Source organism: Carnobacterium sp. (genome assembly GCF_032094055.1).
Taxonomy (GTDB): Bacteria; Bacillota; Bacilli; order Lactobacillales; family Carnobacteriaceae; genus Carnobacterium_A.
In genome coordinates this window covers 50259-62430 of record NZ_DAMDAK010000003.1, presented here as the reverse complement: position 1 = coordinate 62430, position 12172 = coordinate 50259, and the positions used below count along the sequence as shown (strand labels likewise).

13 protein-coding genes are annotated in these 12172 nt (G+C 35.5%); all 13 read right to left on the bottom strand.

Annotated elements, in window-relative coordinates; translation table 11 throughout:
- Positions 1–592 (bottom strand): SIS domain-containing protein (locus tag RT405_RS01140; RefSeq protein WP_313466855.1); only part of this gene is annotated, 592 nt, incomplete at its 3' end.
- 21 nt (positions 593–613) lie between these two features.
- Positions 614–1663, bottom strand: coding sequence for an SIS domain-containing protein (locus RT405_RS01135; protein WP_313466854.1), 1050 nt, complete (start codon positions 1661–1663; stop codon positions 614–616).
- 12 nt (positions 1664–1675) lie between these two features.
- Positions 1676–2503 carry a PTS system mannose/fructose/sorbose family transporter subunit IID gene (locus tag RT405_RS01130; protein WP_313466853.1) on the bottom strand — a complete coding sequence of 276 codons (828 nt, stop codon included), beginning with the start codon at positions 2501–2503 and terminating at the stop codon, positions 1676–1678.
- A complete protein-coding gene (locus RT405_RS01125) occupies positions 2487–3278 on the bottom strand; it encodes a PTS mannose/fructose/sorbose/N-acetylgalactosamine transporter subunit IIC (protein ID WP_313466852.1) in 792 nt (263 codons plus the stop codon). Before RT405_RS01125 ends, RT405_RS01130 begins: the two co-directional genes overlap by 17 nt.
- A gap of 18 nt (positions 3279–3296) precedes the next feature.
- Positions 3297–3767 (bottom strand): PTS sugar transporter subunit IIB, encoded by a 471-nt coding sequence (locus RT405_RS01120; protein WP_313466851.1) that lies wholly within the window; start codon positions 3765–3767, stop codon positions 3297–3299.
- A 15-nt stretch (positions 3768–3782) separates the two neighbouring features.
- Positions 3783–4202 (bottom strand): PTS mannose transporter subunit IIA, encoded by a 420-nt coding sequence (locus tag RT405_RS01115; RefSeq protein ID WP_313466850.1) that lies wholly within the window; start codon positions 4200–4202, stop codon positions 3783–3785.
- A 70-nt stretch (positions 4203–4272) separates the two neighbouring features.
- Entirely contained in the window at positions 4273–7047 is a 2775-nt protein-coding gene (locus RT405_RS01110; RefSeq protein WP_313466859.1) for a sigma 54-interacting transcriptional regulator, read from the bottom strand.
- A 242-nt stretch (positions 7048–7289) separates the two neighbouring features.
- Positions 7290–8483, bottom strand: coding sequence for an MFS transporter (locus RT405_RS01105; RefSeq protein ID WP_313466849.1), 1194 nt, complete (start codon positions 8481–8483; stop codon positions 7290–7292).
- 100 nt (positions 8484–8583) lie between these two features.
- Positions 8584–9030, bottom strand: a complete 447-nt coding sequence (locus RT405_RS01100) for a MarR family transcriptional regulator (protein ID WP_396162972.1) — start codon at positions 9028–9030, stop codon at positions 8584–8586.
- Positions 9031–9253: 223 nt separating this feature from the next.
- The gene (locus RT405_RS01095) at positions 9254–9895 is read right to left on the bottom strand and encodes a bifunctional 4-hydroxy-2-oxoglutarate aldolase/2-dehydro-3-deoxy-phosphogluconate aldolase (RefSeq protein WP_313466847.1); all 642 of its coding nucleotides are present in this window, start codon (positions 9893–9895) and stop codon (positions 9254–9256) included.
- Between the two features lie 15 nt (positions 9896–9910).
- On the bottom strand, positions 9911–10453 hold the full coding sequence (hxlB, locus tag RT405_RS01090) for a 6-phospho-3-hexuloisomerase (protein ID WP_313466846.1): 543 nt from the start codon (positions 10451–10453) through the stop codon (positions 9911–9913).
- Entirely contained in the window at positions 10450–11076 is a 627-nt protein-coding gene (locus RT405_RS01085) for an orotidine 5'-phosphate decarboxylase / HUMPS family protein (RefSeq protein WP_313466845.1), read from the bottom strand. The genes hxlB and RT405_RS01085 overlap by 4 nt, the downstream gene beginning before the upstream one ends.
- Positions 11076–12038, bottom strand: coding sequence for a sugar kinase (locus tag RT405_RS01080; protein WP_313466844.1), 963 nt, complete (start codon positions 12036–12038; stop codon positions 11076–11078). Before RT405_RS01080 ends, RT405_RS01085 begins: the two co-directional genes overlap by 1 nt.
- Positions 12039–12172 lie beyond the last annotated feature (134 nt).

Here is a 12172-nt window from a genome sequence, read left to right as displayed (position 1 = left end):
GCATACCATCGTGACGGTGTTTTTCAGCAAACTCACGACCAAAGTCATCTGCTGCTTTTTCTGTCTCTACCAATCCAATAGCTAAGTGTGCTTCTAGTTCCTGGTAATAGTCTTCATAATCCTCAAATTCTCCATTACGATACATGAATCGATCTGCGGCCATAAAAAACTTCAATTGTTCATTTGCTGGATAGGTAATTAAGTAGTCGCCAATATCTGCTAAAGGAGTATTTAGCAAGTCTACAAAAGAAATGATCGTAGCACCCATTTTTTTGATTTCCTGAGCTGCTTTTACAACTTCTTGAGTCGTCCCTGTTACTGACGATAAAATGACTATTGATTTATCCGTTAATCTCTTGTTGCCTGTTGTATAATATTCAGCTGCATGCTGCACATACACAGGTAAATTACTTTTACCATTAATATAAGTAACAGCTTGCATGCTTGATGCATAAGTTCCACCAATTCCTAAGTAGTAGATGTTGTCAAAACCTTTTTCCCAGACTTCATCTACTATCTTTTCTACTTCGCTTCTTAATTTCAAAGCTCCATTTACGCTATCAATCAATTTAGGTTCATCGAATTTCAACATTTTTTTTATTTCCCCTCTTTATTATATTTTACTTTTTAATACTTCATCAAAATCGTCAAAAATTCTTTTGCTTAAATCAATCCCTTGAGCAGTTGCGGTTTGATAAGCTAGGTATTGGAAAGGAATAATGAGTAATAAAGGACTAATTTTTTCACTAACTGTTACATCCAAAGCCAAAGTATTTATACCATCACTTTTTCCTGTAGTGATAGTGAAGGAATTCTTAACATATTCACTCATGTAATTTCTTAACGCTATTGAACGTCGCTTTAAGCTGCTGTCCGTTTCAATGTAGAAAAGTGTATGAGTTTTATTTGCTTCGAGATAAGGTCCATGCATATAGGCTTCTAGTTCAAATCCTTGTGCTGGTTTCCTCACTGTTTCAGTAAACTTAGTTTCAAATTCTTTTGCCGTTCCCCAATTAGGACCATAACCCGTTGCGATGAAACGTTGTCCTGTTTTAAAAGCTTCTTTATGTGTTTCAAAAAAATCAACAGATTTAGCAATTACTCTATCAATATGCATAACCGCTGAACGAATATCACTAAGTTCACGCGTTACATCATCAGCTGTTAAGACAGCTGCTTCCTTAGCAACTGTTAGGGCTACTAACATAAGATTTAAAACTGTTGCTGTATATCCTTTTGTAACAAATCCGACTTTTTCAATTCCCATATTTAAATCAAAAACAGTGTCAACGACTTTAGTAATAGGACTAGTAACATTACTTGTCATAGCAATTGTTTTGATATTTTGCGATTTTGTTATTTTTTCAACCGCTTGAATTGTTGATGTGCTCTTACCACTTTGAGAAACAGCAATCACTAAATCAACTTCAGGATCTACTTTGCCATAATGCAGGAAATTGAAAGGCTCTTGAATATCAATATAAATTGGTGCTGTGCTCTCCATATAGTACTTTGCAGCTAAACAAGCATTGAAAGAAGACCCCGTCGCTAAAATCATACAGTGTTTTACGCCTACCAATTGTTTTTTATCAAAACTAAATTCAGTAAGAACAGTCGTTAAACTCGTTTGTTCTTCTTTGATATAATCTAGCATTGTTACCATTACGTTCCCCCCTTAAAAGATACCAATCCATGATCCTAGGATACCTACAATAGCCATTCCACCTAAAATCATTAATGGTTTAACATCTTTTTTTAGTAAATAAAAGACAATTCCAAAAGCTCCTAAAGGCAATAAACCTGGCATAATATCATCAAAAATACTTTGTACAGTTACTGCGCCCTCTCCAGTACCGATTGAAAGAGGGATAGTGATGTCTATTAGTGTTGCTGTCATAGCACCGACTACCATTAATCCAATAATCGAAGCCCCTAAAGTTAAACTGTCCATCATTCCATTGCTTTGGATTTTCTTTAAGAACCCAGTTCCCAATTTATAACCCCAATTAGTAAACAAATATCGTAAAATAAGGTGGGGAACATTAAAAACCAACAGGAATAAGATGGGCCCTAAAATGTTTCCTTGTAATGCCAATGATGTTCCAATACCAGTCGCAATTAAACGTAAAGTACCCCAGAAAAATGAATCGCCGATACCAGCTAAAGGACCCATTAAAGACGTTTTGATACTGTCGATTGTTTTTACATCAAACTGTTCATCTAAAGTATTTTCTTCTTCCATTGCTGCGTTAATTCCAAGAATCAAGGTAACAATGTGAGGTGTTGTATTAAAGAATTCTAGGTGGCGCTTTAAAGCACCAGCCATTTCTTCTTTAGTCTTATATAACTTTTTCAAAATTGGAATCATCGCATAAGCATAGGCCATATTCATTTGACGTTCATAGTTCCAAGAGAATTCCATTTGGAAAGAACGCCAAAACACTTTGTTTAAATCTTTTTTTGTTATTAAATTCTCTTCTTTTGATTTAGAAATCTTCGTCATCGTCAATAACCTCCCCATTTGTTGTCTGAACTCCATCATTTTGTCCTTTTCTAAAGTTCATAATGTTTACAACAATGACCGCTAGGATAGCTCCTAAAACAGCAATCCCAGTAACTGGAATATTTAAGTATGCTGCAACAATAAATCCTAAGAAGAAATAAGGTGCTACGGTTTTATTAATTAATAGACGAGCTAACATCGCGAACCCTAGTGCTGGGATAATACCAGTAGCAACAGATAGCCCATGCTGCACAAATTGAGGAATCATATCTAGCAATCCTTTGATCGTGTTACTTCCGACTGAAAAAGAAATCGCAACAACTAAAGCAAGCATTAAAGATAGGCCAAATCCCGCAATTAAGTGCATCCGTTCAACGCCTTTATAATTCCCTACGTTTGCGTAATCATCTGCTTTATGGTTCATGATTGGGATCAATAAACCTAAATAAATATTTTTAAAAATCAATGTCAATGTAGCAATTGGAAGACCTAGCAATAAAGCTGTTTCAGTACCAGCACCAGCTGTAATAGCAAAAGCTGTTCCCAAAATCCCACCTGTTACAACATCTGGCGGTATCGAAGCCCCTACTGAAAATGAACCGATGAATGCTAATTCCAGAGTAGCTCCCATAATAATCCCAGTTTTAATATCACCTAATACAATACCAGTAAACAAACCCGTCACAATTGGACGAGATAATAACGATGTTCCTAAAGCATATTCAGATTGGGCAATAAAAGCCACAATCCCCAGAAGGACAGCTTGCATAATCATCTATTTTCTTCCTTTCTTTTAAAAAACATTTAATGCAGCAACTTTCTTATCAGCTGGTACTTGACGTATTTCTACTTCAATTCCTTTATCAACTAGTTCTTTTATCACTCCTTCTTCTTCAGATGTAATATTGATTGCTTTAGAGATATTTCTTGTACCTTCTCGTACTTTCATACCTCCTAGATTAATCTGTTGGATTTCTGGATAAGCATCTGCTAATGCTTTTGCGTCTTTTACAGATTCTACAACAATGAATAACTTGTATTTATCTGTTACACCACTTTGTAAAGCCTTAATAGAATCTTCAATATTTTTGATGACTAATTTTACACCTTGTGGTTTAGCCAGTTTGATTGTTGTTTTACGGATGTCATTTTGTGGAACATCATCATTAGCAATCAAAATGCAATCTGCTCCTAGGCTTTGTGTCCAGGAAAAAGCTACTTGTCCATGTAATAAACGATGGTCTACACGTAATAATTTAAGCATATTGTTTTCCTCCTCTTAAAATTCTTCTTCTTCAATTTCATTTTGAATCGTTTCGTTACAAAATTGAATCGTCATTGTTGAGTTTGCTAGTGCTTGTTTAATCATTTCCGGAATTGAATCTGTACTTTCCAATTGAGTCACTAATTCGATTAATAACGGCAAATTCATTCCTGCAATTAAATAAAAACTTGGAGTATGAATATAGTTTAAAAACTCATTGTTTACACTACCGCCAAAAATATCTGTTATAACAATCAGTTCGTTTCCTTTATTTTCATCCATAAGCGCTTTTATTTCTTCGCTCAAATTATAATCTGCTGCCATATAAGCATCCATCGTTGTGATTCTATCGTTTTTGCCGCAAATCAATTCTAATGAACTTAAGATTCCTGATGCAAAGTTTCCGTGACTGGCTAAAATTAATTTTCTTTCCACTTTATTCACCTCTCTTATATTTATATACGCAAAGAGCGTGCCAACTTTAGTGGCACGCTCTTTGCGAGTATTAGAATTCGTCTTCGGTTAGCGACAAATCAAGTTTTTGGAAAATAATATCATGGATATATGCTAATTCAGAGTCGGGGATTTTGACACTATAGTTTTTCTCTATGACACTAAACGCTTCTTCTATTTTTTTTAGTTGTTCTTTTCGACACTGGTTGACAGCGCTTCCTCCACTATAATTTTCGATTGCCACATTCCGAATCAACCTTTCAATTAAACAACTAATATGGACGTATAAAGCCAGCTTACGTTCATTCGCAATCTGTTGTTCTGTCAGTTCTTCAAAGATACGCATAAACAGTTCAATTTCTGACATGACTTTATCTGTGTCAAGGATAGTTAACGAATCAATGACTTTTTTTAATGAAAAGTTCCGAATTATACGGTTATTAAATTGTTCATTTTCTTCTGGAGACATAACTTTTTTGAGCCAACTTGAAAGGTTTTGTGTTCCTTTTCCAGAAATTAATTCTTCAAGAGAAAGATAGGGTATATCATCAATCGTGGGATTAGCCGTCCCAATAATACCAATAACATCATACAATGAAAAAACCGTTTCTGCTTTTTTCTGATTATTCAATGTTGCATAGTCATAAGGAATAACTTTTAAAGGGCTCGCTGTCGGCAAACTCTCTTCTAACAATTGACTGATTTGTTTTGCTGTCCCGATTCCTGTAAAGCAAGTTGTCAGCAAAGCTTTTGTCTTGTTTTCTTGTGGATAAATTAATTTCCAATCCAATTTAAGATAATTCGCTGAGCGGACTGCTACGTCAGAAAGACTCAATCCTTTTTGAATATTCTCTCCAATAGCAAGTGCTAATGGTGTCGTAACATTATTCATAATCATAATTGGAGCTGTCAACTGTTGCGGAAAATATTCATAAATCTCTTTTAATGAACCCATATCAACTAAAATCACTAAACCATTACTAATATCATTTTTCTCTGAGTACTCAACAATCTCTTCAGCAATTTTTTGCGGTGTAGTATCCAGCGGCATATCAAATGACTCAAAAACATTTTTTCCTAACATATTGTTGGCCACATTTGCAATACTACTAGCTGTAGCATAGCCATGAGCTACAATAATGGCTTTAGCAGATGTAGAGTCTCGGGATACTCCTAATCGATTGAGATAGAGTGTAAGCAATATCTTATCCATATCCACTACTTCAATATCTAATTTAGGTTGAATCAAGGTGAGGATCCGTTCGGTATATTGAAACTGTGTCGTATAGGTTTGAGCTACTTTTTCCTTAAATTCTTTAATTAATTGAATCAGCTCACTACTTTCAGGTTGCCACCGGACAGTACTGCGTTGGAAAAGATAGTAACTAATGGCATATACCGTATTACCATTAAACGTAATTTGATAAGAAGTCTCCATCTGCTTTAATGTATCCCGTACATATTGGGTCATAAATAAAAGTAATTCTTGTTTTTGTTCTCTATCTGTCTCAAAAATTAAGAAATCAAATAAGTTATCCACTTCTTGCTTCATACTTTCTTCTGCACCAGTTAAGTCCAATCGATGTGCACTGAATTCAACTAATAATTTTTCGTAGGTATGAATGATTCTTTGCTGATCAGGGTTTTTATGAGTAATTAGATTTTCCACCGTAGTTGACTCATCAATCCGTATACTCTCTTCAACTACTGCGCTTGTATTAAGTACAGCATGAGAAAGAAACTCTGGCGACAAATGATGAATGGCTACTTTTATTTCCGTTTCTTCTCGTTGCAACGAAAACGCATTTCCTACAGTTACTTTTACCACATTTTTTAATTCTCCAATATTGCCTTTGTATATTCCATTTTTCAACAAATGGACTACTTGCCCACTGACTAATAATGGAGATTTGATTTTCCGTTGCTCTTTTATCAAAAAGTCATAAACCATTTCTAAGCGTTCGTTTTGGGTTCGTTCATTTAAGGCTGGCAATTCGATTTGTACTGGAATCCGGCGAATAAACGTTGTCAAAAAACTGCTGGAAAGATCTTCAGTGGTGGCAAAAAATAAACGTGTTTTTACTATTCGCGGCTTGTTCGCCTCGCCCATCCGATAAATGGTTCCTTGATCTAAGTAGGTAAACAGCTTCTCTTGACCTTCTGCATTCAAACGATGGACTTCATCTAAAAACAATATTCCACCATTCGCTGCCTCAAATGCTCCTTTTCGATCCTCGTCAGCCCCCGTATATGCACCTTTGACATGCCCAAATAATTGACTCGTCAGTAGCTCTGGATTGTTGGCGTATTGCGCGCAATTCAAAGTAACCAATGGAGCCTCTTCTTCGATTAAATCATTAGCCAGACAAAATTGATAAATAATCTTTATCATATAACTTTTTCCTGTTCCGCTCTCACCTGTCAGTAAAACCGGCAACCCATTATCGGGATAATAGATGGCTGTTTTTAATTGTTCAATACTGCGAGATAAACTAGCATTGTTTCCAATCAATATTGAGAAAAAATCATTTTTTTTGTAGAATAAAGGTTTTTCTTTTTCTAACTCTTCTAAACTACTGTAAAGAGTTTTAGATAAAAAATAGAATTGATTTTCAAAAGCTTCTTTATGCAAAAAATAAACGGGCCGTGTATTGATTTTAACAATGACTTCTTGCTCATTTAGTTGACTTAAATAGTGGCTAACCGTATTTCTTTTGATTCCAAACTCTTCAGCCATTCTTTTAGCTGTAAAAATATCGCTTACATTTTCTGAATCAAAAAAAGCTGTTTGGTTTTCTAAATAATCAGTCAATTTTTTCTTTAACATCATTTTTCACCTCTACTTTTATATTAGGCGAATGACAAAAGATGTCAATCCTTCATTAATAACTTCTATCTTCTTCTACTATGTAGAAGAATTACTATTACCATACAAGTAACCTCCCATATAATATTTTTATACAAGCATATGCTTTTTCATTATTATGGAAGGTATTATTAATTTAGCTATCTTATTATTCAACTGGTAAGTTAAGTATCAACAGGCTACTTAAATCGACTTTATTAAATTTAAAGATATTTTTTGAATAAAACGCTAGCAGATACTCCAATCAATATTACACCCATGATGGCTGGGGCAGCATGGCTAATTATTGCATACAGCTGTCCCCCAATAATCGGGCCAATAACTCGGGCTAGAGATTGGATGCTTTGAGAACCGCCTTGGATACGGCCTTGTTCACTGGTACTAACAGATTTTGAAAGCATTCCATTAAATGATGGTCCAAAGATAGAATCGCCAAATCCAAAGAAAATCATACCTATAATAAAGACAGGATGATATACAGTCAATGCAGAAACAGCAATAAAAATATATCCTATGATTTCACTTATCATACCTAAAAGAGCAATTTGTTTATCTGTCAAACATTTAAGTAATCGCGGCATAATGAGAGCTTGTGAGAAGATGTCAAGCACTCCAACGATTGAAAATGTCAATCCAATAAGAACAGGCTGCCATGCAAATAAATCTATTGAAAATTGTGGGAAAATAGCTTGTAATGAACCATTAGGAATCCATATTAAAAATCCAGCAATCAGTAGCCATTTAACCGATTTAAAAGAAAAAACGTTTGATAATTGCACAAATGGATTAAGCTGTTTAGCTAAAATATTAGAAGAACGTTCAGCCTTTTCAAGACTTTCAGGCATAAAGAAATAGCCATATAGGGCATTGATCAATGAAATGATTGCTCCGGCGTACATAGGGACACTATTCCCAAAATTTGCAAGCACCCCTCCAATTACAGGTCCCAGAGCAGTACCAACTCCTACAATAGCACTGATCCAACCAAAGTATTTAGTTCGTTCTTTTTGGGATGTAATATCGGAGAAGTAAGCTAAAATAGCGGAAATTTGCCCACCTGCCAACCCTTCAATGATACGACCAAGAAAGAGAACCCAAAGTGCTCCTCCAAGCCCAAAAATAAAATAACCAAGAGCAGAACCAATTAAGCTAAAAATTAATACTGGACGACGACCGTATCTGTCACTTACCGCACCTAAGACCGGTGCAGCTAAAAACACAGAAAATGCATATATAGAAGTAAGCAATGTCACTGCAGTAGCTTGACTACTCGGATTGCGGGTATAAGAGTTTACTAAAAAAGGCACAACTGGGCTTACGATAGTTAATCCCAGACCCGTTAAAAAAACAGAGATAAATCCAAATATTAAGGCATGTTTATTGTTTAAAGTATTCATAGTATTTCTCCTTCGAAATTATTGTTTCCGAGTCAACAAAAACAATTTACCTCTTTATTGTTTCCGTGTCAACAAAATAACCAAATAAAAAAAATACCACTTATTTAGTGATATTTTTCAAATGATGCCTATATCGACCAATAAAACGAAAGATAGTGTTGAATTCGTCTTCTGTCATGTTTTTAAATACTTCTTTATCTCGTTCGAGAAATGATTGATGTAATTCTTGGTGAATCTCGTTTACTTTTTGTCCACTGGGTGTTAATCGAAAGTATCTCTCTTTTTTGTTTTCAATAAGTTGATAACTTTCAATAATATTTTTAGCTAGCAGCTTTTTTGTGAGCTTGCTGATAGCGCCTCGTGTCATATAGCTTGCAGCTGCAAGCTTTGTGACATTCGCATTTGGTATTAGAGCGATGTGTTCAATCACTTCTATCTCATTCAATGTATAACCTTTTAAGGCCGCTTCTAGTTCTGGTTTATTGAGCCAGATTATTTCATTAGATAAATCCATAAGTTCACTCATTAACAGCTGTCTTTTATCCATGATAACTCCTTTCTGATTCATATCCAGTATATCCAGATTTTGTTTCTTTCGCAACAAAGTATAGCTGTAGGAATATGCTGACGAGAATATTTAAAATCTTTCTTTAGTCTTTATTAATAACAGGAGTGCATAAACTAAAAAGTTAGAAACATTTTCAGCAATGTTTCTAACTTTTTAGTTATATAATTTTTAATCTACAATAGAAATTTCCTAACAAAAGTATTTATTTACTCAGTTCATTAAACTTTTGGGCATATTGACTAGCTATTTTTGTTACCTCCGTAAAATCACCTTTAAATGCAGGAGCGATCAGATTTCCACCTACACCAACAGCTATGGCACCTGCTTTAAACCAGTCCTGCATATTTTCAAGATCTACTCCGCCAGTTGGCATGATATTTAACTGAGGTAATGGCGCTTTTAATGCTGAAATAATTTTTGGTTCATACGCACTCCCAGGAAATAATTTTACAATATCGGCTCCGCTTTTCAATGCATTCTTCATTTCTGTAATTGTCATACATCCTGGTAAATAAGGAACTTGATAGAGGTTACAGATTTCAGCAGTCTCTTGGTCAAAAGTTGGACTGACAATGTATTCAGCTCCTGCCATAATGGCAATTCTTGCAGTCACAGCATCTACGACTGTACCTGCACCAATTACGATATCTTTTTGTTCTTCATATAAAGAACGTAACTGTCTGATGATTTGATCGGCTTCTGGAACAGTGAAAGTCAATTCAATACTTTTTATGCCACCTTTGATAATGGCTTCGCTTGCTGCTAAGGCTTCTTCTTTTGTTCCTCGTACAACAGCAATAACACCTGCAGTCTTCAAACGAATCAATGTCTCTACTTTTTTCATATTGATCTCATCCTCCTACTCAATATTTACATGCTCCTGAAGTGCATCTTCATTTGACGTTTGATCGCGTTGAGCTAATTTCAATGTTAACGCATCAAGAACAATATGAACTGTTTGGTCGAATAAAGAAGATAACAACTGAACAGATTTGATGCCGGCTCCCGTTTTCGTTGCACCAGGTACAACAATCACTTGATCAGCTAGCTTAGCTAAAGGGGATTCAATATTGCTAGTCAATACAACAATGTCTAACCCTAATTGTTTCGCTTTTTCAGTATCAGAAACGATTCCTTTTGTCGTTCCTGAACCAGAAATTGCGACCCAAGTATCGCCTTTTTGGATTGAAGGCGTAATGGTTTCTCCCATAACGTAATCAGTATAACCAATATGCATCAAACGCATCGCAAATCCTTTCGCTTGAAAGCCGCTTCTTCCAGCACCAAGGACAAAAATCCGCTTATCTTTTTGAAAATAAGCCATAGCTTTCTCTAGTTGGTTTTCATTGACTAAATCCATGACTTGTTTAATTTCGGTCATAATGGTTTCTATTGTACTCATTGATGAATCGCCTCCATAAAAGTTTCCACTGCTTTAGCAGGTTCTTGGCTTTTTGTGATTTTTGAACCAACAATGACAATTTCTGTCAGCCCTTGTTCAGCTAGTTCTTTTGCTTGTTCCAAATCGATTCCTCCAGCAATAGCAATTCGTTTCACTTGAGGAAAATTCTTACGAAATTCAGCCACACTAGCTGTTGCATCTAACTTGTCTTTTCGATCAATGGAATGATGCAAGCAGAAAATAGCTTCTTCAAATTCTAGAATTTGTTCTATTTTAGCATTGTTGACTTCCAATAAATCGATCAGCATTGTTTTGCCTTTTTCTTGACTTACTTCGTAGCAAGCTTTTAGCGTATCATAAGAAGCTGCGCCCATTACGGTCAAAATATCCCCGCCATAAAAATAACCTTGTTGAAATTCGTATGCTCCTTCATCAATTGTCTTGATATCTACTAATAACTCACTTTCTGTTAACACTTGGCGGATTTTCTCAATGGCAAGATTTCCGTAATCTTTAACTAAAGAAGTACCCATTTCAAGAATATCGGTTTTCCCATTCAGTACTTGGGCTAATCTTATGGCATCTTCTAATGAAACACGATCAATAGCTGTTTGTAATTTCATTATTTCACGACCTTATGTTCATTTAAAAAGGTTTCCAATTCTGCTGGTGTTGGGTAGCCGTCATTGTCGCCGGGCGATTGAACAGCTAAAGCCCCTATTGCATTCGCTCTGATAACTGCTTCTTTTAATGTCTTATCTTCAATCAAGGCAGTAATCAATCCTGCCGCAAAGCCATCTCCAGCACCTACTGTATCAACAACTTCTTTTACCTTGAATCCTGGAACCATAAAACTTGCCCCATTTTTTTGTTTCACAAATGCCCCTTCTTCTCCTAGCTTAACGATCACCGTTTGCGTTACCTCACCATTTTTCAAGTAAAAATCAGCAATTGTTGCTGGGTCGCGACTTCCCATTAAAATTTCCCCTTCATTGATTCCAGGTAAAATGATTTCTGCATGAGAAGCTAATTCATTGATCGTCTCCACCATTATCGCTTGGCTTTCCCATAACTGCGGACGCAAGTTAGGATCAAAAGTTGTACGAACCTGATGTTCTTTTAGTAATTGAACTAAATAACGGAAACCTTCTAATGCTTCTTTAGAAATAGCTGGGAAAATTCCTGATAGATGAGCAAATTTAACATCTGAAAAATCGATACGATCTAAAATCGTTTTATCAAAGTGAGCAGCAGCTGATCCTTTGCGGAAATAGAAAATATTTGGATCACCTGTACTGACTCGGTCTTTTAATTGAAAAGCTGTCCAATAATCTTTGGTTTCATCAATATAGTCTGTACCGATTTTATTTTTATTCAACTGGTCAATAATAAACTCTCCAAAAGGATCTTTACCTAATTTTGTAATGTATTGTGTAGTATGGCCTAATCGTGAAACACCTACTGTCACATTAACTTCTGCGCCTGCTAAAAACTTTTGGAAATGACTAGCATCTTTCAAGCTCTTACCTACTTCTTCTGATCCAAATAATGCGATTGGTTCTCCAATTGTTAAAAATTCGCTCATGATTCATTCCTCCATTTAACTATTTTTTTATAATAAAATATAAGCGGCAATGAGATTGATAACTGTCGCACCCCAAGCCCAAGGCAACCCAGTTAATAAAAATGTTTTTGTATCGATTTTAGCGTATTGAACAG